The organism is Streptomyces sp. NPDC001828, assembly GCF_042892175.1.
GTDB lineage: Bacteria > Actinomycetota > Actinomycetes > Streptomycetales > Streptomycetaceae > Streptomyces.
In genome coordinates this window covers 401,075-424,319 of sequence record NZ_JBIATV010000006.1, presented here as the reverse complement: position 1 = coordinate 424,319, position 23,245 = coordinate 401,075, and the positions used below count along the sequence as shown (strand labels likewise).

Below are 23,245 nucleotides of genomic sequence, written 5' to 3'. Positions count from 1 at the left end.
ACGCCCGGTTACATTCCGAACCCGGAAGCTAAGCCTTTCAGCGCCGATGGTACTGCAGGGGGGACCCTGTGGGAGAGTAGGACGCCGCCGAACAAATTTTAGGGGAAAGCCCCGCACCAGACCGTAAGGAATTACGGTCACGGTGCGGGGCTTTTTCGCGTTTCAATACGTTTCCGCGTTTACCCTCCCCGACGTCGACGCGGTGGGCGCCGCAGGGCTCGCTGAGGGCCCCTACAGCGGCAGGTAGAGCTCGGAGGGCTACAGGGCGGCCGAGCGGGGCCCAGAGGCGTACGCCGACGCCGTGAAGGACGGAGGAGCAGTACGCCGGCACCCAGGGCCGGCCCGATGCTGCACGAGACGCGGACGTCGACCCCCGAACCAAGCAGGTCGACCCGCACCGAGCGAAGTCGGGCCGCACGAAACGAAGTCGGGCGCACGGAGAGCACGAAGGGCACAAAGAAAAAGACCCCGCACCCAGCAACTTCGCTGGTGGCGGGGTCTTCAGGCACCTTCTGCAAGGTGCCCCCGGCAGGATTCGAACCTGCGCACACGGCTCCGGAGGCCGTTGCTCTATCCCCTGAGCTACGGGGGCGTTCACCGTGTTTGGCGGCGACGGGTAGAACCCTACCAGCTCTCTCGGGGTGGCTGTGAACAGGTATTTCGGTCCCTCGGGCGGGCCCCGTCGCCCGGGCGGGGTGGAAGTGGGGAAAACCCGGACGCGGCGCCCTCCTCGGACCTAACCTCAAGGTGTGTCAGGCGTGTCCGGCCGGGTCCTTGTGGTGGACGACAACAAGGTCATCCGGCAGTTGATCAGGGTCAACCTCGAGCTGGAGGGCTTCGAGGTCGTGACCGCGGCCGATGGTGCCGAATGCCTGGAGGTCGTGCACCAGGTCAGCCCGGACGTGGTCACCCTCGACGTGATGATGCCCCGCCTCGACGGCCTGCGTACGGCCGCCCGGCTGCGCTCGGACCCGCGGACCAGGGCGCTGCCCGTCGCGATCATCAGTGCCTGCACCCAGTACGAGGTGGAGACCGGGCTCGCCGCCGGGGTCGACGCCTTCCTCGCGAAGCCGTTCGAGCCGTCCGAGCTGGTCAGGCTCGTGCGGCAGCTGTTGCACCGGGAGGCTCCGCCGTCTGCCGACGGCAGCAGGGAGTCCGGGCGGGCCGGCAGCAGCCGGGGCTGAGTCCCCGGTACGAGCGCTCCGAGCCCGCCGTCCTGCCCGTATGGCGAAACCGGTTCGCGGAGGGACCCCCCCTCTCCCATACGCTTGTCCCGTGACCCCCGCAGAGCTCTCCCGTACCGTCGTGCGCGTCGTGCGCAGCGCGGTCGACGAGGGTGCCCTGGGACGGGTGGGCGACGCGGTGCCCGAGGCCGTCAAGGTCGAGCGTCCCCGGCCCGGCGGCGGTGGCGACTACGCCAGCGGAATCGCCCTCAAGCTGGCCGCCGCGGCCGGTCTGCCGCCGCGCGAGGTCGCCGAGGTGCTGCGCGGGCGGATCGCAGGCCAGCCCGGTATCGCCCTCGTCGAGATCAGCGGGCCCGGTTTCCTCAACATCACCCTCGATCGCGGTACGCGGTTCGAGGCCGTACGGCAGGTGCTCGACGCACCCACCACCTACGGACACGGCGAGACCCTGCTCGGGGAGGCCCACGCCTTCGTGGCCGGTGCCGAGGAGCGGGCGCGCGTCGTCACCGAGGTCGTCGTGGGGCTGCTCCGGAGCCAGGGGGCCGTCGCCCGGATCGTCGGGCGGGGAGAGCCGGGGCAGGTCCTCGCGGTCGTTCCGTGTCCCGTGCCGGGGCTCGCCGACCTCGTCGGGGTCGACGCCGCCCGCTGGGCCGTGCTCCGGGCCGCCCGGCACGACCGGCCCCGTACCGATGTCGAGGAGCTGCTCGCCCAGCGGGAGTCCAACTCCCTTTTCCGGGTGCGGTACGCGTACTCCCGCAGCCGCGCCGTCACACGCAACGCGCTCGACCTCGGATTCGCGGGCGAGCCCGGGGCCGCTGTCGAGGGGGAGGGACTGCTCGGGCTCGTCGGCGACTACCCCGGCGTGCTCGAAGGCGCCGCCCGGCACCGGGCGCCCGACCGGCTCGCCCGGTACCTCGAAGCCGTGGCCGACGAACTGCTCCGCTTCCAGCACGCGGTGCTGCCGCTCGGTGACGAGAAACCCTCGGCCGCCCACCGCTCCCGGCTCGCCCTCGCCGAGGCCGCCGGGACGGTGCTGGCCGGCGGCCTGTCCCTGCTCGGCGTCGACGCCCCCGAGTTTCTGTGACATGCGTAGACCCCCGCCGTCAGGCGCGCACATGACCGCAGACGTGTAAGAGAAGAGACGTACAGAACATGAGCCGATCCGCGCACCCCGCCGGCCCCCGCTACGCCGACGTGATCCCCGAGGGGCACTACTCCGCGCCGCCCACCGACCTCAACTCCCTTGACCCGAAGGTCTGGTCGAGCACCGTCGCGCGCAACGGGGACGGGGAGGTCACCGTCGCCGGGCTCGAAGTGACGCGCCTGGCCGAGGAGTTCGGGACTCCGGCCTACTTCCTCGACGAGGAGGACTTCCGCGAGCGGTGCCGGTCCTGGGCCGACGCCTTCGGCCGGGACGCCGACGTGTTCTACGCCGGGAAGGCCTTCCTGTCGCGGGCCGTTGTGCGCTGGCTGCACGAGGAGGGGCTCAACCTCGACGTGTGCTCCGGCACCGAGCTCGTCACCGCGCTGGACGCGGGGATGCCGGCCGAGCGCATCGCGTTCCACGGCAACAACAAGAGCGAGGCCGAGATCCGGCGGGCCGTCGAGGCCGGTGTCGGACGGATCGTGCTCGACTCCTTCCAGGAGATCGTGCGCGTCGCGCACATCGCCCAGGAGCTGGGCACCGTGCAGAAGGCCTTCATCCGCGTCACCGTCGGCGTCGAGGCCCACACCCACGAGTTCATCGCCACCGCCCACGAGGACCAGAAGTTCGGCATCGGGCTCGCCGACGGCCAGGCCGCCGAGGCCGTGCGCCGCGCCCTCAAGCTCGACGGGCTCGAACTGGTCGGCATCCACTCGCACATCGGGTCGCAGATCTTCGACATGGCCGGCTTCGAGGTGTCCGCGCGACGCGTCGTCCAGCTGCTCGCCGAGGTGCGCGACGAGCACGGCGTCGAGCTGCCCGAGATCGACCTCGGCGGCGGCCTCGGCATCGCGTACACCTCCGACGACGACCCCCGCGAGCCGCACGAGATCGCCAAGGCGCTCAGCGAGATCGTCACGCGCGAGTGCGACGCCGCCGGTCTCCGCGTCCCCCGCATCTCCGTCGAGCCGGGCCGCGCGATCGTCGGCCCCACCGCGTTCACGCTGTACGAGGTCGGCACCATCAAGCCGCTCGAGGGGCTGCGCACGTACGTGAGCGTGGACGGTGGCATGTCGGACAACATCCGCACCGCGCTGTACGACGCCGAGTACTCGGTCGCGCTCGTCTCGCGCACGTCCGACGCCGAGCCGATGCTGGTCAGGGTGGTCGGCAAGCACTGCGAGAGCGGTGACATCGTGGTCCGTGACGCATTCCTGCCCGCCGATCTCGCGCCGGGTGATCTGATTGCGGTGCCGGCCACCGGTGCGTACTGCCGCTCCATGGCCAGCAATTACAACCACGCCCTGCGCCCGCCGGTCGTCGCCGTGCGCGACGGTTCGGCGCGGGTGATCGTCCGGCGTGAGACGGAGGAAGATCTCCTGCGTCTCGATGTCGGGTAAATGAAATACTTGTCTCAGGATCCGGACGAGGGGCAGAAACTCCCGTCCGGTGAGTGAGACTGGTTCGGATTCCAGGTTTGAAGAGGAAACGAGGTCGGATGATGCGTACGCGTCCGCTGAAGGTGGCGCTGCTGGGCTGTGGAGTGGTCGGCTCAGAGGTGGCGCGCATCATGACGACGCACGCCGACGACCTCACGGCGCGCATCGGCGCGCCCGTGGAGCTCGCCGGAGTCGCCGTCCGCCGGCCCTCCAAGGTGCGTGAGGGCATCGACCCCGCCCTGGTCACCACCGACGCCACCGCCCTCGTCAAACGCGGCGACATCGACGTCGTCGTCGAGGTCATCGGCGGGATCGAGCCGGCCCGCGCCCTCATCACCACCGCCTTCGAGCACGGTGCGTCGGTCGTCTCGGCGAACAAGGCGCTGCTCGCCCAGGACGGCGCCGCGCTGCACGCGGCCGCCGTCGAACACGGCCGGGACCTGTACTACGAGGCCGCCGTAGCCGGCGCGATCCCGCTGATCCGCCCGCTGCGCGAGTCCCTCGCCGGCGACAAGGTCAACCGGGTCCTCGGCATCGTCAACGGCACGACCAACTTCATCCTCGACAAGATGGACTCGACGGGCGCCGGCTACCAGGAGGCCCTCGACGAGGCCACCGCGCTCGGCTACGCCGAGGCCGACCCGACCGCCGACGTCGAGGGCTTCGACGCCGCCGCCAAGGCCGCCATCCTCGCCGGAATCGCCTTCCACACCCGGGTCCGCCTGGACGACGTGTACCGCGAGGGCATGACCGAGGTGACCTCCGCCGACTTCGCCTCCGCGCGCCAGATGGGCTGCACCATCAAGCTGCTCGCCATCTGCGAGCGGGCCGCCGACGGCGGCTCCGTGACCGCCCGGGTCCACCCGGCGATGATCCCGCTCGACCACCCGCTGGCCTCCGTGCGGGGCGCCTACAACGCGGTGTTCGTCGAGGCCGAGGCCGCCGGACAGCTGATGTTCTACGGGCCCGGCGCGGGCGGCGCCCCGACCGCGTCCGCCGTTCTCGGCGACCTGGTCGCGGTCTGCCGCAACAAGCTCGCCGGATCGACCGGGCCGGGGGAGTCGGCGTACACGCAGCTGCCCGTGAGCCCCATGGGCGACGTCGTGACCCGCTACCACATCAGCCTCGACGTGGCCGACAAGCCGGGCGTGCTCGCCCAGGTGGCGACGGTCTTCGCCGAGCACGGGGTGTCCATCGACACCGTGCGGCAGTCCGGCAAGGACGGCGAGGCCTCCCTCGTCGTCGTCACCCACCGCGCGGCCGACGCGGCCCTCACCGGGACCGTGGACGCCCTGCGCAAGCTCGACACCGTGCGTGGTGTCGCCAGCATCATGCGTGTTGAAGGGGAGTAACCAGCAATGACCCACCAGTGGCGCGGAATCATCGAGGAGTACCGGGACCGGCTCCCCGTCTCCGCTACGACCCCGGTCGTCACCCTCCGCGAGGGCGGCACGCCCCTCGTGCCCGCGCAGGTGCTCTCCGAGCGCACGGGCTGCGAGGTCCACCTCAAGGTCGAGGGTGCCAACCCGACCGGGTCCTTCAAGGACCGCGGCATGACGATGGCGATCACCCGCGCGAAGGAGGAGGGCGCCAAGGCGGTCATCTGCGCCTCCACCGGCAACACCTCGGCCTCGGCCGCCGCCTACGCGGTGCGGGCCGGGATGGTGTGCGCGGTCCTCGTGCCGCAGGGCAAGATCGCGCTGGGCAAGATGGGCCAGGCCCTCATCCACGGCGCCAAGATCCTTCAGGTCGACGGCAACTTCGACGACTGCCTCACGCTCGCGCGTTCCCTGTCCGACAACTACCCGGTGGCGCTGGTCAATTCGGTCAACCCGGTGCGCATCGAGGGCCAGAAGACCGCCGCGTTCGAGATCGTGGACGCGCTCGGCGACGCCCCCGACATCCACGTCCTGCCCGTGGGCAACGCCGGCAACATCACGGCGTACTGGAAGGGCTACAAGGAGTACGCCGGGGACGGCATCTCGACGCACACCCCGCGCATGTGGGGCTTCCAGGCGTCCGGTTCGGCGCCGATCGTGCGCGGCGAGGTCGTCAAGGACCCCTCGACGATCGCCACCGCGATCCGCATCGGCAACCCGGCCTCGTGGCAGTTCGCGCTGGCCGCGCGGGACGAATCCGGCGGTCTCATCGACGAAGTGACGGACCGTGAGATCCTGCGCGCGTACCGGCTGCTCGCCTCGCAGGAGGGCGTCTTCGTCGAGCCCGCCTCCGCCGCATCGGTCGCCGGTCTGCTCAAGGCCGCCGAGCGCGGCCTCGTCGACCCGGGCCAGAAGATCGTGTGCACGGTGACCGGAAACGGCCTCAAGGACCCCGACTGGGCCGTCGCCGGAGCGCCGCAGCCCGTCACCGTCCCGGTGGACGCGGCGGCCGCGGCCGAGCGCCTCGGTCTCGCCTAGTCCCCGCACGGACCGCGTCGCGTACGCGTCCCGCACCGCCGGGACGCGTACGTAAAGCCGGACAAGCCGCTACGTAGGGGCACAGGGGGCACGCGACACGCATCGTGCGCCTCCTGTGCGCCCTATGTCGCCACAGAACCTTCCTTCGATAGGCTGTACCCAACCCGCCCCGCCGCATATGCCGTGGTGCAGTCGCCCACGTGGCCCTCGGGTGTTCCGTACGTCTTCGAAAATCTCGCAGCAGACACCAGCAGCAGCCTCACAAGGAGTCATCAGAGCGATGGCCGGTCCCGCATTCCGCGCCGCCGCCGTACGGGTGCGCGTCCCCGCCACCAGTGCCAACCTCGGCCCGGGCTTCGACTCCCTGGGCCTGTCACTGGGGCTGTACGACGACGTGGTCGTCCGCGTCGCCGACTCCGGCCTCGGCATCGACATCGCGGGCGAGGGCGCCGAGACGCTGCCCCGCGACGAGAGCCACCTCCTCGTACGGTCCCTGCGCACCGCGTTCGACCTGCTCGGCGGACAGCCGCGCGGCCTCGAGGTCGTCTGCGCCAACCGCATCCCGCACGGCCGCGGCCTCGGCTCCTCCTCCGCCGCCATCTGCGCCGGCATCGTCGCCGCGCGGGCCGTGACCATAGGCGGCGACGCCCGGCTCGACGACGCGGCCCTGCTGGAGCTCGCGACCGAGATCGAGGGACACCCCGACAACGTGGCCGCCTGTCTGCTCGGCGGATTCACGCTGTCCTGGATGGACGGGGGAGCTGCCCGCGCGATCAGGATGGATCCGGCGGATTCCGTCGTTCCGGTGGTCTTCGTGCCGGGCAAGGCGGTCCTGACGGAGACGGCCCGAGGGCTGCTCCCGCGCACGGTTCCGCACGTCGACGCCGCGGCCAACGCCGGCCGGGCCGCCCTGCTCGTGGAGGCCCTGACCAGGCGTCCCGAGCTGCTGCTCGCCGCCACCGAGGACCGGCTCCACCAGGAGTACCGCGCACCGGCGATGCCGGACAGCGTGGCACTGGTCAACCGGCTGCGCGCGGACGGTGTCCCCGCGGTCATCTCCGGCGCGGGGCCCACGGTGCTCGCGCTGGTCGAGGACGGTGCGGCCGACAAGGTCGCACGCCTTGCGGGGGAGGGGTGGGCCGCCAACCGGCTCAATCTCGACGCCGCGGGTGCGAGCGTCCTGCCGCTCGGAGCGTAGGAACGGGCGCGGGAAGCACGGCTTGCCGGTGAACGAGAGGGGGAATGTTTGTTGGATCCGGTAGTGTTAACCTCAAGTCTGCATCGGTCGTCTTCGTGGCGCGGTGCTTCGTGTCCCCTTCAGGGACCGCCATTCTTCCGAGAGCCTCCCCAACTGCCTGTGCAGCCTGCCTGAGCAGTTGCGAGCACGCTCCGGAACCGGCACGACACCCCACGCTTTTTCCCGGCAGGGGCCGAGTAGGGGGACCTCGGGCCGGAACCCACGCACTTTTGTCTCTCCGCCGTACGCGGCGGACCACCGCCCCGGCACGATCAGTGGTCGAGAAGATCACAGGCCGCAGCCGGACAGCACAACCGGTCGCCGAGCCAGACAGGCCGACGTCCGCTCCAGGGAAGGACCCTTCGTGAGCGACACCACCGATCTGATGGGCGTGACTGCCGACAGCTCTGTCGACACCTCCGCGCCCGCCGCAGGTGCTGCCTCTGGCACCACCTCACGGCGCCGCCGCTCCGGCACCGGCCTCGACGGCATGGTCCTGGCCGAGCTGCAGCAGGTCGCGTCCGGCCTCGGCATCAGGGGCACCGCGCGCATGCGCAAGAGCCAGCTGATCGAGGTCATCAAGGAGGCGCAGGCCGGCGGCGGTTCCTCGGCCCCGGCCAAGAGCGCCGCCGCGTCGGCCGATGCCGAGACCAAGCCGAAGCGCCGCGCCACCTCCAAGGCCCGTACCGGCGACGACGCCGCCGCGCCCGCCGCCGAGAAGCAGGCCGCGCAGCAGCAGATCGACATCCCCGGCCAGCCGTCCCCCAAGGTCTCCGACCAGGGTGCCCCCAGCGACGACCAGCCCGCGGGCGAGCGCCGTCGCCGCCGTGCCACCGCGCCCTCCGGCAGCCCCGAGTCCGCCTCGGCCGCTGCCGAGACCGTCACCAAGACGGAGGCCAAGGCCGAAGTGAAGACGGAGGCACAGCCCGAGGCGAAGGCCGCCGAGGCCGTCGACACCGCCGAGGGCCGCCGGGACCGCCGCGACCGCGGTGAGCGGGGCGACCGCCGGGACCGCCAGCGCGGCGAGCGCGGTGACCGTGGCGAGCGCGGTGAGCGGGGCGACCGCGGTGACCGTGGCGACCGCCGGGGCAAGGGCGAGGACCAGCAGGGCGGCCAGCGCCAGCAGCGCCAGGGCGGCCAGGGTGGCCAGGGCGGTCAGCAGCAGGGCCAGCAGCAGAACAACGGTCCGCAGGACGACTTCGACGACGACGGCAGCCGCCGTGGCCGGCGCGGACGCTACCGCGACCGCCGTGGCCGCCGTGGTGGCCGTGACGAGTTCGGTGCCGAGCCGCAGGTCGCCGACGACGACGTGCTGATCCCCGTCGCGGGCATCCTCGACATCCTCGACAACTACGCGTTCATCCGGACCTCCGGCTACCTGCCGGGCCCGAACGACGTGTACGTCTCGCTCGCCCAGGTCCGCAAGAACGGGCTGCGCAAGGGTGACCACGTCACCGGCGCGGTCCGCCAGCCCAAGGACGGCGAGCGCCGCGAGAAGTTCAACGCGCTCGTGCGCCTGGACTCCTCCAACGGCATGGCCGCCGACTCGGGCCGCGGCCGCCCGGAGTTCAACAAGCTGACCCCGCTGTACCCCCAGGACCGGCTCCGTCTGGAGACCGACCCGGGCGTGCTGACCACGCGGATCATCGACCTCGTGTCGCCGATCGGCAAGGGCCAGCGAGGCCTGATCGTGGCCCCGCCGAAGACCGGCAAGACCATGATCATGCAGGCGATCGCCAACGCGATCACGCACAACAACCCCGAGTGCCACCTGATGGTCGTCCTGGTCGACGAGCGTCCGGAAGAGGTCACCGACATGCAGCGGTCGGTGAAGGGCGAGGTCATCTCCTCGACCTTCGACCGTCCCGCCGAGGACCACACCACGGTCGCCGAGCTGGCCATCGAGCGCGCCAAGCGTCTCGTCGAGCTCGGCCACGACGTGGTCGTGCTGCTCGACTCGATCACCCGTCTGGGCCGTGCGTACAACCTGGCGGCCCCGGCCTCCGGGCGCATCCTGTCCGGTGGTGTCGACTCGACCGCGCTCTACCCGCCGAAGCGCTTCTTCGGTGCCGCGCGCAACATCGAGGACGGCGGCTCGCTGACCATCCTCGCCACCGCGCTCGTGGAGACCGGCTCGCGCATGGACGAGGTGATCTTCGAGGAGTTCAAGGGCACCGGCAACATGGAGCTCAAGCTCGACCGCAAGCTCGCCGACAAGCGCATCTTCCCGGCGGTGGACGTGGACGCGTCCGGCACCCGTAAGGAAGAGATCCTGCTCGGCAGCGACGAGCTCGCGGTCGTCTGGAAGCTGCGCCGGGTGCTGCACGCGCTCGACCAGCAGCAGGCCATCGAGCTGCTCCTCGACAAGATGAAGCAGACGAAGTCGAACGCCGAGTTCCTGCTCCAGATCCAGAAGACGACGCCGGGGCCGGGCAACGGCAACGACTAGTAACTCCGGTTCCAGCAGGGCCAGTTGAGAGCGCCCCCGGCACTTCGGTGCCGGGGGCGCTCTCGCGTGCGCGGCACCGGCGGACACCCGGCCGGGGGCTCGGCGCGGGACCGGCGCGGGCCCGGCAGGGGCTCGGTGGCCGCTTCCGTGCGGGCTGAGGCATACGACACACGCCCCGCACCCGCGGCCGCGCGATGCGTGACCGGGCGCCCTCGCGAAACCGCAGGTGAGAGCGGTGGGGGCGGATCCGGGTTGCGCGGCGGCCGCGATGCGCTCTTATGGCCTTCTTAGAACCCTGTGCAACCCTTCTTGGTGCTTCGACGTCTGACGAGTGTCGACAATCCGTGCCTGAACACCGGGGCAGGGGGTAATCGGAGGAGCACCGAGAACTGAGGAGACCATGACCGAGCAGGGCACACGCAGCAGCCGAATACGCGGGGGCGGCAAGCGCCGCAAGCAGCTCAGCACGCGCCGTCGCGCCGTGCGGATCGCGGCGTGGAGCGCGGCCGGCGTGGTGCTCGTCGGCGGGGGTGGGCTCGGTTACGTGTACTTCAAGCTCAACGGCAACCTCAAGGGCGTCGACATCAACGCCCAGCTCGGCACCGACCGCCCGCAGAACGTCGACAACGGCTCGGAGGACATCCTGGTCCTCGGCTCGGACTCGCGGGCCGGTGCCAACAAGGAGTACGGCGACGACGGGGGCGGCGCCCGGTCCGACACCGCGATGATCATCCACGTCTACCAGGGCCACAAGACCGCGAGCGTGGTCTCCATCCCGCGCGACGCCCTGGTCACGCGCCCCTCCTGCACCACGCAGGACGGCAAGAGCGACCCCGGCGCCAAGCGCCAGATGTTCAACACGGCGTACGAGGTCGGCGGCCCGGCCTGCGCCGTCAAGACCGTCGAGCAGATGTCCGGCATCCGCATGGACCACTACGTCGAGGTCGACTTCACCGGCTTCAAGAAGCTCATCGACCAGCTCGGCGGGGTGCCCGTCACCACGAACAAGCCGATCAAGGACGACAAGAGCCACCTCGACCTGCCGGCCGGCAGGCACACGCTCAACGGCGAGCAGGCGCTCGGCCTCGTACGGACCCGGCACGGCGTGGTCGGAGACGGCAGCGACCTCGGCCGCATCCAGCTCCAGCAGGCCTTCATCAAGGCGCTGATCGAGCAGGTCAAGAGCGTCGGTGTGTTCAGCAATCCGGCCAAGCTCTACGGCCTCGCCGACGCCGCCACCAAGGCGATCACCACCGACTCCGAGCTGAACTCGGTCAACTCGCTGATCGGATTCGCCAACGGCCTCAAGGGCCTGGACGCCGGCAACGTCAAGATGATCACGCTGCCCGTGCAGTACGACAAGCTCGACCCCAACCGCGTCAGCCCGCTCCCCGAGCAGTCGAAGCAGGTCTGGGACGCCCTCGCCAAGGACCAGCCGATCCCGGCCTCCGCGACGGCCGACTCGGCCGGCGACAAGGGCACCGCGGGCGGTTACGTAGCCGGTCAGTAGCGGGGCGCGCCGCTCACCGGCGGGCCCGGGAATAGATGTGCGTCCACCCCGGTTTTGGGAGATGCGGCCAGTCCTGGCAGACTGGTACGTCGGCCCCGGTTCACGTATGCGCAATCCGCGCCTGCGACCCGGCGCCCTCCCGAACCTAGGAGACACCTTGAAGCGCGACATCCACCCCGAGTACGTCGAGACCCAGGTCAGCTGCACCTGTGGCGCGGCTTTCACCACCCGTAGCACGATCGGCGGCGGCTCCATCCGCGCCGAAATCTGCTCCGAGTGCCACCCGTTCTACACGGGCAAGCAGAAGATCATGGACACCGGCGGCCGCGTGGCCCGCTTCGAGGCCCGCTTCGGCAAGGCCGCTGCCGGCTCCGCCCAGAAGTAGCGAGCCAACTGCGCCGGTCCGCGGCGCCTCCGTTCCGGGGGCGCCGCGACCGGCGCTTTGCCGTCCAGCCCTACTTCTTCGTTTGAACCCCAGGAGCAACCGATGTTCGAAGCGGTCGAGGACCTGATCGGCGAGCACGCCGACCTTGAGACGAAGCTCGCCGACCCTTCGGTCCACGCCGACCAGGCCAACGCGCGCAAGCTGAACAAGCGCTACGCCGAGCTGACGCCGATCGTCGGGACCTACCGCGCCTGGAAGCAGACGGGCGAGGACATCGAGACGGCCCGCGAGCTCGCGGCCGACGACCCGGACTTCGCCGCCGAGGTCAAGGACCTGACCGCACAGCGCGAGCAGCTCACCGAGAAGCTCCGCCTGCTCCTGGTCCCGCGCGACCCCAGCGACGACAAGGACGTACTCCTGGAGATCAAGGCGGGTGCGGGCGGCGACGAGTCGGCCCTGTTCGCCGGCGACCTCCTGCGCATGTACCTGCGCTACGCCGAGCGGGTCGGCTGGAAGACCGAGATCATCGACTCCACCGAGTCCGACCAGGGCGGCTACAAGGACGTCCAGGTCGCCGTGAAGACCAAGGGCGGCCAGGGCGCGACCGAGCCCGGCCAGGGCGTCTGGGCGCGGATGAAGTACGAGGGCGGCGTGCACCGCGTGCAGCGCGTGCCCGCGACCGAGTCGCAGGGCCGCATCCACACCTCCGCCGCCGGCGTGCTCGTCACGCCCGAGGCCGAGGAGGTCGACGTCGAGATCAACATGAACGACCTCCGCATCGACGTGTACCGCTCCTCGGGCCCCGGCGGGCAGTCCGTCAACACGACCGACTCCGCCGTCCGCATCACGCACGTCCCCACCGGCGTCGTCGCCTCCTGCCAGAACGAGAAGAGCCAGCTCCAGAACAAGGAGCAGGCCATGCGCATCCTGCGCTCCCGGCTGCTCGCCGCCGCCCAGGAGGCCGCCGAGCAGGAGGCCGCCGACGCCCGCCGCAGCCAGGTGCGCACGGTCGACCGCTCCGAGAAGATCCGGACGTACAACTTCCCGGAAAACCGCATCTCGGACCACCGGGTCGGCTTCAAGGCGTACAACTTGGACCAGGTCCTCGACGGCGACCTGGACGCGATGATCCAGGCCTGCGTCGACGCGGACTCCGCCGCCAAGCTCGCGGCCGCCCAGTAATCACACCCCCGTACGACTGCCGGAGGACCAGCGTGCAGCAAAACACTGGGGGGCGACCCCCAGGCCCCCGAAGCGTGCTGCTTGCCGAGGTGGCACAGGCGACCCAGCGGCTGGCCGACGCCGGCGTGCCCTCACCGCGCTTCGACGCGGAGGAGCTCGCCGCGCACATCCACGGCGTCAAGCGGGGAGAGCTGCACAACGTCAAGGACGTCGACTTCGACGCCCGCTACTGGGAGGCGATCGCGCGCCGCGAGGCCCGCGAACCGCTCCAGCACATCACCGGCCGCGCCTTCTTCCGCTACCTCGAACTCCAAGTCGGGCCAGGGGTGTTCGTGCCCCGGCCGGAGACCGAGTCGGTGGTCGGCTGGGCCATAGACGCCGTCCGCGCGATGGACGTCGTCGAGCCGCTCATCGTCGACCTGTGCACCGGCTCCGGCGCCATCGCGCTCGCCATGGCGCAGGAGGTGCCGCGCTCGCGCGTGCACGCCGTCGAGCTGTCCGAGGACGCCCTGGAGTGGACGCGGAAGAACGTCGAGGGGTCCCGCGTCGTTCTCCACCAGGGCGACGCGCTCACCGCGCTGCCCGAGCTCGACGGCCAGGTCGACCTCGTCATCTCCAACCCGCCGTACATCCCGCTCACCGAGTGGGAGTACGTCGCCCCCGAGGCGCGCGACCACGACCCCGAGCTCGCGCTGTTCTCCGGGGAGGACGGCCTCGACACCATCCGGGGCATCGAAAGGACCGCGCACCGCCTCCTGCGGCCCGGCGGGCTCGTCGTCATCGAGCACGCCGACACCCAGGGCGGCCAAGTGCCGTGGATCTTCAACGAGGAGGCCGGCTGGGCGGACGCGGCCGACCACCCCGACCTGAACAACCGCCCGCGCTTCGCCACGGCCCGCAAGGCCACCCCGTGATCCGCTCCAACCCCCAGACCGTGTTTGTGTACGAGGAGGCCCGCTAATGGCTCGGCGATACGACTGCAACGACGCGACCGACCGCACGACCGGTCTGCGCGAAGCCGCGTCCGCCGTCCGCCGCGGTGAGCTCGTGGTGCTGCCGACGGACACCGTGTACGGGATCGGCGCCGACGCCTTCAGCTCGCAGGCCTGCATGGACCTGCTCGACGCCAAGGGGCGCGGCCGCAACATGCCCACCCCCGTGCTCATCGGCTCGCCCAACACCCTGCACGGCCTGGTCACCGACTTCACCGAGCAGGCCTGGGAGCTCGTCGACGCGTTCTGGCCGGGCGCCCTGACCCTGGTCGCCCGCCACCAGCCGTCGCTCCAGTGGGACCTCGGGGACACCCGCGGCACCGTCGCGATCCGGATGCCGCTGCACCCGGTCGCCATCGAGCTGCTCACCGAGGTCGGCCCGATGGCCGTGTCCTCCGCCAACCTCACCGGTCACCCGGCGCCCGAGGACTGCGACGCGGCCCAGGGCATGCTCGGCGACTCCGTGTCCGTGTACCTGGACGGCGGCCCGACGCCGGGCATCGTCCCGTCCTCGATCGTCGACGTCACGGGCAAGGTCCCGGTGCTGCTGCGCGCCGGCGCGCTCGACGCGGACGAGCTGCGCAAGGTGGTACCCGACCTCGAGGTGGCCAATTGACCGCCCCTGAGGGGCGTGGCATAGGCACGGTTCACCCCGCGGGGAACTCGTTCCGCATCCTCCACGTCAGCACCGGCAACGTCTGCCGCTCGCCGATCACCGAGCGGCTGACCCGCCATGCCCTGAGCGACCGGCTCGGCGACCCGTTCACGGGCGGCCTCATCGTGGAGAGTGCCGGCACCTGGGGGCACGAGGGCGCTCCGATGGAGGCCAACGCCGCAGCCGTCCTCGCCGACTTCGGCGCGGACGCCAGCGGCTTCACCGGGCGCGAGCTGCTCGACGAGCACGTCATCACCGCGGACCTGGTCCTCACGGCCACCCGCGACCACCGGGCCCAGGTCATCTCGATGGGCCACTCCGCGGGCCTGCGCACCTTCACCCTGAAGGAGTTCACCCGGCTCGTCCGGGCCATAGACCCGGCCACGCTGCCCGACCCCCTCCAGGAGGGCATGGTCGAGCGGGCGAGGGCACTGGTGCGGGCCGCGGCCGCGCTGCGCGGCTGGCTGCTCGCGCCGAGCGTCGAGGCCGACGAGGTCAACGACCCCTACGGCGCCCCGATCACGTTCTTCCGCTCCATCGGCGACGAGATCAACCAGGCCCTTGACCCGGTCGTCACCGCCCTGACGGGCGTCCCGACCCACCACTGACACCACCCGGAGTACCGAGTCCCCGCACGCCGGGCGCCCCCGGCGGTTGCGGCCTACGCTGGGGACATGCCGGTCATCTCCGCGGAAAGTGCCCAACTCGCGGGGTCCGACGCCCTGAGGCGGCAGGACCCCGAAATGGCCGACGTGCTGCTCGGCGAGGCCGAGCGCCAGGCCACCTCGTTGCAGCTGATCGCCGCGGAGAACTTCACCTCGCCCGCCGTGCGCGCGGCCCTCGGCTCGGAGCTCGGCAACAAGTACGCCGAGGGATACCCCGGCGCCCGCCACCACGGCGGCTGCGAAGTCGTCGACGTCGCCGAGCGCATCGCCGTCGACCGCGCCAAGGCCCTGTTCGGGGCCGCCCACGCCAACGTCCAGACGCATTCGGGGACTTCGGCGGTACTGGCGGCCTACGCGGCGCTCCTGAAGCCCGGAGACACCGTTCTGGCGATGGGGCTTCCGTACGGCGGACACCTCACGCACGGCTCGCCCGCCAACTTCTCGGGGCGCTGGTTCGACTTCGTCGGGTACGGCGTCGAGCCGGACACCGGGCTCATCGACTACGGCGAGGTGTGGGACCTGGCGGTCGAGCACCGGCCCAAGGCGATCGTGTGCGGCTCCATCGCCTACCCCCGCCATCCCGACTACCGGGCCTTCCGGGAGATCGCCGACGACGTGGGCGCCTATCTGATCGCGGACGCCGCGCACCCCATCGGCCTGGTCGCCGGGGGAGCGGCGCCGAGCCCGGTCCCGTACGCCGACGTCGTGTGCGCCACCAGCCACAAGGTGCTGCGCGGACCGCGCGGCGGCCTGATCCTGTGCGGCGCCGACCTCGCGGCCCGCATCGACCGTGCCGTCTTCCCCTTCACCCAGGGCGGCGCCCAGATGCACACGATCGCCGCCAAGGCCGTCGCCTTCGGCGAGGCCTCCACCCCCGCCTTCAGCGGGTACGCCCATCAGGTGGTCGCCAATGCGCGCACCCTCGCGGAGGGGCTGCTGGCCGAGGGGTTCGGGCTCGTCACCGGCGGCACCGACACCCACCTCGTGCTCGCCGACCCGTCCTCCTTCGGCGTCGACGGCCGCACCGCGCGCGGCCGCCTCGCGGGCGCCGGCCTCGTCCTCGACTCCTGCGCCCTGCCGCACGCGGACGTCCGCGGCATCCGGCTCGGCACCGCGGCCGTGACCACGCAAGGGATGCGCGAGACGGAAATGGCCAGAATCGCGGTGCTGTTCGCGATGGCGATGCGGGAGGATCCGAGGACGCGGGCGGAAGTGCGGGAACTGGCGGAGAGGTTTCCCCCTCCCTGAGGTTTCCCGAGACCTCCATAAGAGGGGCCTGTTTTCGGCGTTCGGGGCTTTTTCACAGGTTTCACATAGCGGAGAAATGCGGGCTTATCCCCGCTTCTGCGGGGTACCCGCAACCATCTGCCGGATACGCGTGTCCTCAACCACATGCGCGCGAAGCTAGGGTGTGGGGCTGAGATGGCCAGCGATACCTCTGGGGCAGCCCGTGCGTGAATACCTGCTGACGCTCTGCGTCACGGCCGCGGTGACCTACCTGCTCACCGGGCCGGTGCGGAAGTTCGCCATCGCCGTCGGTGCGATGCCGGAGATCCGCGCGCGCGACGTGCACCGGGAACCGACGCCGAGACTCGGTGGCATCGCCATGTTCGGCGGTCTGTGCGCGGGTCTGCTCGTCGCCGACCACCTCGACGGTCTCAACGCCGTCTTCCAGTCGAACGAACCCAGAGCCCTGCTCTCCGGTGCCGCGCTGATCTGGCTGATCGGCGTCCTGGACGACAAGTTCGAGATCGACGCCCTGATCAAGCTCGGCGGCCAGATGATCGCCGCGGGCGTCATGGTCATGCAGGGTCTGACGATCCTGTGGCTGCCCATCCCCGGCATCGGCTCGGTCTCGCTGACCTCCTGGCAGGGCACCCTGCTCACGGTCGCGCTGGTCGTGATCACCATCAACGCGGTGAACTTCGTGGACGGCCTCGACGGCCTGGCCGCCGGCATGGTCTGCATCGCATCGGCGGCGTTCTTCATGTACGCCTACCGGCTCTGGTACGGGTACGGAATCGAGGCGGCCGCCCCCGCGACGCTGTTCGCCGCCATCCTCATGGGCATGTGCCTGGGCTTCCTGCCGCACAACATGCACCCGGCGAGGATCTTCATGGGCGACTCCGGCTCGATGCTGATCGGCCTGGTGCTCGCGGCCGGCGCCATCTCCATCACGGGCCAGGTCGACCCGGACGCGATGAAGCTCAACTTCGGCGGCACCCGCGATGCCACGCACGCGATGCTGCCGGTCTTCATCCCGCTGCTCATGCCGCTGACGATCATCGCGATCCCGATGGCCGACCTGGTGCTCGCGATCGTCCGCAGGACGTGGAACGGCCAGTCGCCGTTCGCCGCGGACCGCGGGCACCTGCACCACCGGCTCCTGGAGATCGGGCATTCGCACAGCCGGGCGGTGCTGATCATGTACTTCTGGTCGGCGCTCATCGCCTTCGGCGCGGTCTCCTACTCCGTGCACTCGGCGTCGATGTGGATCGTGCTGCTCATCGTCGCGCTGAGCGCGGTCGGGCTCGTCCTGCTGCTGCTGCCGCGGTTCGCGCCGCGCACCCCGAGGTGGGCCGAGCGGTTCGTGCCGCCGCGCTACCGGCACGCGCGCGGGGAGCCGGAGGCGGTGCACTCGATGGCCTCCGAGGGGGAAGACGAGGTCCGCGGCGAGCGCACTCCCGTGGCGGCCGGGGTCTCCGGCGTCAACGGAGCGACAGCGATCGGCCCCCGTTCGCGTTTCCCCGACCGACGTAAGACCGGCGCATCACGCTGACGATTTGCCGCGTCGATGCCCAATACCAGACATCTCGCAGCCCGTTGCGCACAAACGCGCAGCATCACTCTCAAGTGTGCTGCCCATCACACTTCCATGGTAAAGACCTCATCAAATAGTTTGTGATACGGTTCACGAGACCCGGCGCCAGAGCCGAAGGACCGTAGTGCGACGGTCCGTTGGCCCGAGGGACCAACTCGGCCCGGGCTTACGCTCGTCCATGACGACACCACTTTGCCCCCACCAGCAAGCGGAGCTGCCGCCATGCCGTCCAACGACGCACGCACTCTTCTCCAGACCGCCCTACCCACCGCCGCCGCGGGCGCTGTTGCCGCCGTGATCAGCGGTGTGGTCGCGGGCGGCAAGGGAGCGGTGGGTGCCATCGTCGCGACGCTGGTCGTGATCCTCTTCATGGGCATCGGACTCGTCGTCCTGGAACGCACTGCCAAATCGCTTCCGCATCTGTTCCAGGCGATGGGACTGATGCTGTACACCGCGCAGTTGCTCCTGCTCTTCATCTTTGTCGCGGTCTTCAAGAACACGACGCTGTTCAACCCGAAATGCTTCGCCGCCACCCTCGTCGCGCTGACCCTCGTCTGGATCGGCGCGCAGGCACGTGCGCACATGAAGGCGAAGATCCTTTACGTCGAACCGGATACCGCCGAGGGCAACAAGCCCGAAAAGACGGGGCCGTCGTCGTGAACGGTAGGGCCGGAATAAATGCGAGTTCAGGACCCTGCTATCGTCCGGTGCCAACTGCGGCACTGCGGGCGCGGGCATCTGAGCTGACGCCTGCTCGATCGCGAGGCTTGATGCCCGACCGCCGCCCCATCATCCGTAACACCAGTCCAGTGCCGAACCGCGGCTGCGCGCCGCGCCGACACAACGAGGTTGCCGTACCTATGCGCCACGCTGAAGGAGCCCGCGGTGAGTGCTGACCCGACGCAGGTGCTCGCCTTCGATCCGAGCTGCCACATCTTCCAGTCGAACGGCTGTGGCTTCGAGGGTCCCGGCCTGCACTCGTTCCTCTTCGAGCCGCTCTGGGGCGACACCAACGGCCTGTACTTCAACAAGCCGATGCTGCTGGCCCTGCTGGGCTCGGTCGTCATCGTCGGCTTCTTCTGGGCCGCCTTCCGCAAGCCGAAGGTAGTCCCCGGCAAGTTCCAGATGGTCGCCGAGGCCGGCTACGACTTCGTGCGCCGCGGCATCGTCTACGAGACGATCGGCAAGAAGGAGGGCGAGAAGTGGGTTCCCCTCATGGTCTCGCTGTTCTTCTTCGTCTGGATGATGAACCTCTGGTCCATCATCCCCGTCGCCCAGTTCCCGGTGACGTCGATCATCGCGTACCCCGCGGTCCTCGCAGGGATCGTCTACGTCGTCTGGATGAGCCTCACCTTCAAGCGGCACGGCTTCGTCGGTGGCTTCAAGAACCTCACCGGCTATGACAAGTCGCTCGGCGCGGTTCTGCCGATGGTCATGGTCATCGAGTTCTTCTCGAACGTGCTGGTCCGCCCCTTCACGCACGCGGTGCGACTCTTCGCGAACATGTTCGCCGGTCACACCCTGCTGCTCCTGTTCACGATCGCCAGCTGGTACATGCTCAACGGCATCGGCATCGCGTACTCCGGCGTCTCGTTCGTGATGGTCATCGTGATGACCGGCTTCGAACTCTTCATCCAGGCCGTGCAGGCATACGTGTTCGTGCTCCTGGCGTGCAGCTTCATCCAGGGCGCCGTCGCCGAGCACCACTGACCGCCCGCCCCCTCCATACCCCCAGTCGTCCGGTGGCCAACCCCCACCGGTCCGTGAAAGAGAAGGAAGAACTGGCATGTCCCAGATCCTCGCTGCCTCCGATGGCGTCACCGGCTCGCTCAGCTCCATCGGTTACGGCCTCGCCGCGATCGGCCCCGGCGTCGGCGTCGGCATCATCTTCGGTAACGGCACGCAGGCTCTTGCCCGTCAGCCCGAAGCGGCCGGCCTGATCCGCGCCAACCAGATCCTCGGTTTCGCGTTCTGTGAGGCGCTGGCCCTGATCGGCCTCGTCATGCCGTTCGTCTACTAAGACGAACCACGACCAGACCGACCGACGAAAGGCACTGATGTGAACCTCACCATGGTTCAGCTGGCGGCCGAGGGCAAGGAAAACCCCCTCGTTCCGCCGTGGCCTGAGCTCGTCATCGGCCTCATCGCCTTCGTCATCGTCTTCGGCTTCCTCGCCAAGAAGCTCCTCCCGAACATCAACAAGGTTCTGGACGAGCGTCGCGAGGCCATCGAAGGCGGGATGGAGAAGGCCGAGGCCGCTCAGACCGAGGCCCAGAGCGTCCTTGAGCAGTACAAGGCGCAGCTCGCCGAGGCCCGCCACGAGGCTGCCCGCCTGCGCCAGGAGGCGACCGAGCAGGGCACCGCGCTCATCCAGGAGATGAGGGCGGAAGGCCAGCGGCAGCGTGAGGAGATCATCGCTGCCGGCCACGCCCAGATCGAGGCCGACCGCAAGGCCGCCGCGCACTCGCTCCGTCAGGACGTGGGCAAGCTGGCGACCGACCTGGCCGGCAAGCTGGTCGGCGAGTCCCTCGAGGACCACGCCCGCCAGAGCCGCACCATCGACCGTTTCCTCGGCGAGCTCGAGGAGAAGGCCGAGGCCGTCCGATGAACGGCGCGAGCCGCGAGGCACTGGCCGCCGCACGCGAGCGTCTCGACGCGCTGATGGACAACACGTCCGTCGACGCGGCGAAGCTCGGCGACGAGCTGGCCGCCGTCACCACGCTGCTCGACCGCGAGGTCTCGCTGCGTCGGGTCCTGACCGACCCGGCGCAGGCCGGCGAGGCCAAGGCCGAGCTGGCCGGGCGTCTGCTCGGCGGCCAGGTGGGCGGCGAGACCGCCGACCTGGTGAGCGGCATGGTCCGCTCCCGCTGGTCGCAGTCCCGTGACCTGGTGGACTCGCTCGAGGAGCTGGCGAGCACCGCCGACCTCACCGCCGCGCAGCAGTCGGGCGCGCTGGACGACGTCGAGGACGAGCTGTTCCGGTTCGGCCGCATCGTCACCTCCAGCACCGAACTGCGCTCCGCGCTCACCAGCCGCACCGCCACGGTCGCGGCCAAGGGCGAGCTGCTGCGCAGCCTGCTCGGCGGCAGGGCGAACCCGGTCACCGAGCGTCTGGTCGCCCGTCTTGTGACCCGGCCGCGTGGACGTAGCCTGGAATCGGGACTCGAGTCCCTCTCCAAGCTCGCCGCGGGTCGCCGGGACCGGATGGTCGCCGTGGTCACCTCGGCGGTCCCGCTGACCGACATCCAGAAGGCGCGCCTCGGCGCGGCTCTGGCGAAGATCTACGGCCGCCAGATGCACCTGAACCTCGACGTGGACCCCGAGGTCCTCGGCGGGATCTCGGTGCGCGTCGGCGACGAGGTCATCGAAGGCACCATCGCGGAGCGCCTCGAAGAGGCGAACCGGCGGCTGGCGCGCTGACCTCACGGTCGGCACAGCAACTGAATTAGCAACACCAGCGGCCCGGTTGGGCCGTGCAGAAATTGCAGAAGATTCCTGGGGGTCGGCCCCCAGACCCCCTTAGAAACTTCGGGCCCAACAAGGAGAGCAGGGAACCCAGATGGCGGAGCTCACGATCCGGCCGGAGGAGATCCGGGACGCGCTGGAGACCTTTGTCCAGTCGTACCAGCCGGACGCGGCCTCGCGCGAGGAGGTCGGTACGGTCAGCGTTGCCGGCGACGGCATCGCGAAGGTCGAGGGTCTTCCCTCGGCCATGGCGAACGAGCTGCTGCGGTTCGAGGACGGAACCCTTGGTCTCGCCCTCAACCTCGAGGAGCGCGAGATCGGTGCGATCGTCCTCGGCGAGTTCAGCGGAATCGAAGAGGGCCAGCCGGTGCAGCGCACCGGTGAGGTGCTCTCGGTCGGCGTAGGCGAGGGTTACCTCGGCCGCGTCGTCGACCCGCTCGGCAACCCGATCGACGGCCTCGGCGAGATCGAGACCGACGGCCGCCGCGCCCTGGAGCTGCAGGCTCCGGGCGTCATGGTCCGTAAGTCGGTGCACGAGCCGATGGCGACCGGTTACAAGGCCGTCGACGCGATGGTGCCGATCGGCCGTGGCCAGCGTCAGCTGATCATTGGTGACCGTCAGACCGGCAAGACCGCTCTGGCCGTCGACACGATCATCAACCAGCGCGACAACTGGCGCTCGGGCGACCCGAAGAAGCAGGTCCGCTGCATCTACGTCGCCATCGGCCAGAAGGGCTCGACCATCGCCTCCGTGCGTGGCGCCCTGGAAGAGGCCGGCGCGCTCGAGTACACGACGATCGTCGCCGCGCCCGCGTCCGACCCGGCCGGCTTCAAGTACCTTGCGCCGTACACCGGTTCGGCCATCGGCCAGCACTGGATGTACGACGGCAAGCACGTCCTCATCATCTTCGACGACCTGTCGAAGCAGGCCGACGCCTACCGCGCCGTGTCCCTGCTGCTGCGCCGTCCGCCGGGCCGCGAGGCCTACCCGGGCGACGTCTTCTACCTGCACTCGCGTCTGCTCGAGCGCTGCGCGAAGCTGTCGGACGAGATGGGCGCCGGTTCGATGACGGGTCTGCCGATCGTCGAGACCAAGGCGAACGACGTGTCGGCGTTCATCCCGACCAACGTCATCTCCATCACCGACGGCCAGTGCTTCCTGGAGTCGGACCTGTTCAACGCCGGTCAGCGCCCCGCGCTGAACGTCGGTATCTCCGTCTCCCGAGTCGGTGGTTCCGCGCAGCACAAGGCGATGCGCCAGGTGTCCGGCCGACTGCGTGTCGACCTCGCCCAGTACCGCGAGCTGGAGGCGTTCGCCGCCTTCGGTTCCGACCTGGACGCCGCCTCGAAGGCCTCCCTCGAGCGCGGTAAGCGCATGGTCGAGCTGCTGAAGCAGCCGCAGTACTCGCCGTACCCGGTCGAGGAGCAGGTCGTCTCCATCTGGGCCGGCACCACCGGCAAGATGGACGACGTCCCGGTCGAGGACATCCGCCGCTTCGAGGCCGAGCTGCTCGAGTACCTGCGCCGCGAGCGCAAGGAGCTCCTCACCTCGATCGCCGAGGGCGCCAAGATGTCGGACGACACGCTGCAGTCCGTGGGCGACGCCATCGCCGGCTTCAAGCGGCAGTTCGAGACCTCGGACGGCAAGCTCCTGGGCGACGACGCGCCGGTCAGCACCAGCAAGTGACGACGACGGAAGG

The 23,245-nt window shown here is 70.1% G+C and carries 21 protein-coding genes, 1 tRNA gene and 1 rRNA gene; 22 read left to right on the top strand and 1 reads right to left on the bottom strand.

All coding sequences use genetic code 11. The annotated features are described in order from the left end of the window. Window positions 1-93 (top strand): 5S ribosomal RNA (rrf, locus tag ACFYZA_RS20315); the annotation flags it as partial. 427 nt (window positions 94-520) lie between these two features. On the opposite strand, the gene ACFYZA_RS20310 is transcribed toward rrf, so the two are convergent. Then, a tRNA-Arg gene (locus ACFYZA_RS20310) sits at window positions 521-592 on the bottom strand. Window positions 593-758: 166 nt separating this feature from the next. On the opposite strand from ACFYZA_RS20310, the gene ACFYZA_RS20305 reads away from it, so the two are divergent. From ACFYZA_RS20305 to atpA, 21 genes are all read left to right on the top strand, one after another. After that, window positions 759-1,184: a response regulator gene (locus ACFYZA_RS20305; RefSeq protein WP_388491998.1), complete on the top strand. Its 426-nt coding sequence runs from the start codon at window positions 759-761 to the stop codon at window positions 1,182-1,184. A gap of 91 nt (window positions 1,185-1,275) precedes the next feature. Then, the gene (gene nrtL, locus ACFYZA_RS20300; protein ID WP_388491980.1) at window positions 1,276-2,268 is read left to right on the top strand and encodes an ArgS-related anticodon-binding protein NrtL; all 993 of its coding nucleotides are present in this window, start codon (window positions 1,276-1,278) and stop codon (window positions 2,266-2,268) included. Between the two features lie 68 nt (window positions 2,269-2,336). Next, entirely contained in the window at window positions 2,337-3,728 is a 1,392-nt protein-coding gene (lysA, locus tag ACFYZA_RS20295) for a diaminopimelate decarboxylase (RefSeq protein WP_388491979.1), read from the top strand. A 101-nt stretch (window positions 3,729-3,829) separates the two neighbouring features. Further along, window positions 3,830-5,119 (top strand): homoserine dehydrogenase, encoded by a 1,290-nt coding sequence (locus tag ACFYZA_RS20290; RefSeq protein ID WP_382597209.1) that lies wholly within the window; start codon window positions 3,830-3,832, stop codon window positions 5,117-5,119. A 6-nt stretch (window positions 5,120-5,125) separates the two neighbouring features. Further along, window positions 5,126-6,184, top strand: coding sequence for a threonine synthase (gene thrC, locus ACFYZA_RS20285; protein WP_382597117.1), 1,059 nt, complete (start codon window positions 5,126-5,128; stop codon window positions 6,182-6,184). Between the two features lie 280 nt (window positions 6,185-6,464). Further along, a complete protein-coding gene (thrB, locus tag ACFYZA_RS20280) occupies window positions 6,465-7,382 on the top strand; it encodes a homoserine kinase (RefSeq protein WP_382597119.1) in 918 nt (305 codons plus the stop codon). A gap of 403 nt (window positions 7,383-7,785) precedes the next feature. Further along, complete coding sequence (rho, locus tag ACFYZA_RS20275) at window positions 7,786-9,870, top strand: transcription termination factor Rho (protein ID WP_388491977.1); 2,085 nt, start codon at window positions 7,786-7,788, stop codon at window positions 9,868-9,870. 400 nt (window positions 9,871-10,270) lie between these two features. Next, complete coding sequence (locus tag ACFYZA_RS20270; RefSeq protein WP_382597124.1) at window positions 10,271-11,380, top strand: LCP family protein; 1,110 nt, start codon at window positions 10,271-10,273, stop codon at window positions 11,378-11,380. Window positions 11,381-11,537: 157 nt separating this feature from the next. Continuing rightward, window positions 11,538-11,765 carry a 50S ribosomal protein L31 gene (gene rpmE / locus ACFYZA_RS20265; RefSeq protein WP_053726981.1) on the top strand — a complete coding sequence of 76 codons (228 nt, stop codon included), beginning with the start codon at window positions 11,538-11,540 and terminating at the stop codon, window positions 11,763-11,765. Between the two features lie 102 nt (window positions 11,766-11,867). Beyond that, window positions 11,868-12,947 (top strand): peptide chain release factor 1, encoded by a 1,080-nt coding sequence (prfA, locus tag ACFYZA_RS20260; protein WP_100577433.1) that lies wholly within the window; start codon window positions 11,868-11,870, stop codon window positions 12,945-12,947. A gap of 32 nt (window positions 12,948-12,979) precedes the next feature. Further along, window positions 12,980-13,861 (top strand): peptide chain release factor N(5)-glutamine methyltransferase, encoded by an 882-nt coding sequence (gene prmC / locus ACFYZA_RS20255; protein ID WP_382597127.1) that lies wholly within the window; start codon window positions 12,980-12,982, stop codon window positions 13,859-13,861. A 46-nt stretch (window positions 13,862-13,907) separates the two neighbouring features. Then, complete coding sequence (locus ACFYZA_RS20250; protein ID WP_382597129.1) at window positions 13,908-14,555, top strand: L-threonylcarbamoyladenylate synthase; 648 nt, start codon at window positions 13,908-13,910, stop codon at window positions 14,553-14,555. Further along, a complete protein-coding gene (locus ACFYZA_RS20245; RefSeq protein WP_382597132.1) occupies window positions 14,552-15,202 on the top strand; it encodes a protein-tyrosine-phosphatase in 651 nt (216 codons plus the stop codon). The genes ACFYZA_RS20250 and ACFYZA_RS20245 overlap by 4 nt, the downstream gene beginning before the upstream one ends. A 66-nt stretch (window positions 15,203-15,268) precedes the next feature. Next, entirely contained in the window at window positions 15,269-16,507 is a 1,239-nt protein-coding gene (glyA, locus tag ACFYZA_RS20240; RefSeq protein ID WP_388491975.1) for a serine hydroxymethyltransferase, read from the top strand. 202 nt (window positions 16,508-16,709) lie between these two features. Further along, on the top strand, window positions 16,710-18,038 hold the full coding sequence (locus ACFYZA_RS20235; protein WP_388491973.1) for an MraY family glycosyltransferase: 1,329 nt from the start codon (window positions 16,710-16,712) through the stop codon (window positions 18,036-18,038). A gap of 264 nt (window positions 18,039-18,302) precedes the next feature. Then, a complete protein-coding gene (locus ACFYZA_RS20230) occupies window positions 18,303-18,740 on the top strand; it encodes a hypothetical protein (RefSeq protein ID WP_053726988.1) in 438 nt (145 codons plus the stop codon). Window positions 18,741-18,965: 225 nt separating this feature from the next. Further along, entirely contained in the window at window positions 18,966-19,790 is an 825-nt protein-coding gene (atpB, locus tag ACFYZA_RS20225; RefSeq protein WP_114038173.1) for a F0F1 ATP synthase subunit A, read from the top strand. 76 nt (window positions 19,791-19,866) lie between these two features. Continuing rightward, window positions 19,867-20,100: an ATP synthase F0 subunit C gene (gene atpE / locus ACFYZA_RS20220; RefSeq protein WP_053726990.1), complete on the top strand. Its 234-nt coding sequence runs from the start codon at window positions 19,867-19,869 to the stop codon at window positions 20,098-20,100. Window positions 20,101-20,151: 51 nt separating this feature from the next. Next, window positions 20,152-20,688, top strand: coding sequence for a F0F1 ATP synthase subunit B (locus ACFYZA_RS20215; protein ID WP_063802014.1), 537 nt, complete (start codon window positions 20,152-20,154; stop codon window positions 20,686-20,688). After that, the gene (locus tag ACFYZA_RS20210) at window positions 20,685-21,500 is read left to right on the top strand and encodes a F0F1 ATP synthase subunit delta (RefSeq protein ID WP_382597139.1); all 816 of its coding nucleotides are present in this window, start codon (window positions 20,685-20,687) and stop codon (window positions 21,498-21,500) included. The genes ACFYZA_RS20215 and ACFYZA_RS20210 overlap by 4 nt, the downstream gene beginning before the upstream one ends. Window positions 21,501-21,639: 139 nt before the next feature. Beyond that, window positions 21,640-23,232, top strand: a complete 1,593-nt coding sequence (atpA, locus tag ACFYZA_RS20205) for a F0F1 ATP synthase subunit alpha (RefSeq protein WP_359831613.1) — start codon at window positions 21,640-21,642, stop codon at window positions 23,230-23,232. Window positions 23,233-23,245 lie beyond the last annotated feature (13 nt).

Bases quoted from the DNA above. Each gene is read 5' to 3' on its own strand.
- lysA (WP_388491979.1), top strand. From the start codon at position 2,337: ATGAGCCGATCCGCGCACCCCGCCGGCCCCCGCTACGCCGACGTGATC.
- ACFYZA_RS20290 (WP_382597209.1), top strand. From the start codon at position 3,830: ATGCGTACGCGTCCGCTGAAGGTGGCGCTGCTGGGCTGTGGAGTGGTC.
- thrC (WP_382597117.1), top strand. From the start codon at position 5,126: ATGACCCACCAGTGGCGCGGAATCATCGAGGAGTACCGGGACCGGCTC.
- thrB (WP_382597119.1), top strand. From the start codon at position 6,465: ATGGCCGGTCCCGCATTCCGCGCCGCCGCCGTACGGGTGCGCGTCCCC.
- ACFYZA_RS20270 (WP_382597124.1), top strand. From the start codon at position 10,271: ATGACCGAGCAGGGCACACGCAGCAGCCGAATACGCGGGGGCGGCAAG.
- prfA (WP_100577433.1), top strand. From the start codon at position 11,868: ATGTTCGAAGCGGTCGAGGACCTGATCGGCGAGCACGCCGACCTTGAG.
- ACFYZA_RS20250 (WP_382597129.1), top strand. From the start codon at position 13,908: ATGGCTCGGCGATACGACTGCAACGACGCGACCGACCGCACGACCGGT.
- glyA (WP_388491975.1), top strand. From the start codon at position 15,269: ATGCCGGTCATCTCCGCGGAAAGTGCCCAACTCGCGGGGTCCGACGCC.
- ACFYZA_RS20230 (WP_053726988.1), top strand. From the start codon at position 18,303: ATGCCGTCCAACGACGCACGCACTCTTCTCCAGACCGCCCTACCCACC.
- atpE (WP_053726990.1), top strand. From the start codon at position 19,867: ATGTCCCAGATCCTCGCTGCCTCCGATGGCGTCACCGGCTCGCTCAGC.
- ACFYZA_RS20215 (WP_063802014.1), top strand. From the start codon at position 20,152: ATGGTTCAGCTGGCGGCCGAGGGCAAGGAAAACCCCCTCGTTCCGCCG.
- ACFYZA_RS20210 (WP_382597139.1), top strand. From the start codon at position 20,685: ATGAACGGCGCGAGCCGCGAGGCACTGGCCGCCGCACGCGAGCGTCTC.
- atpA (WP_359831613.1), top strand. From the start codon at position 21,640: ATGGCGGAGCTCACGATCCGGCCGGAGGAGATCCGGGACGCGCTGGAG.